Below are 290 nucleotides of genomic sequence, written 5' to 3' on the forward strand. Positions count from 1 at the left end.
ATTTGAATTATATTTCATCTATTAATCACCCAGCTATGTATAAGGTTTCTAAAATGACTGCAAATGAAGCATTTTATTTAAGGGATATTAATGAACAATTAAAAGTATACACTCAATCATTTATAGAAGATTTTCAGTTTGTTATAAATGATATTTCAAATATAAATACAAAGTCGATAGTTGTAGAAGGTAATCAGCTATTACCATCGTTGGTTTATCCTTATTTAGGAACAAATCATAAAGCAATTTGGATAATCCCTACAGAAAATTTTCAAAAAGAGTTTTATAAA

General features: G+C 25.2%; 1 pseudogene. It reads left to right on the top strand.

The features are described 5' to 3' along the window. Positions 1-53 precede the first annotated feature (53 nt). Positions 54-290 (top strand): annotated as a pseudogene (locus V7056_RS20735) (hypothetical protein); the annotation flags it as partial.

Origin of the sequence: Bacillus sp. JJ664, from assembly GCF_036962205.1 — a bacterium.
Lineage (GTDB): Bacteria > Bacillota > Bacilli > Bacillales > Bacillaceae_G > Gottfriedia.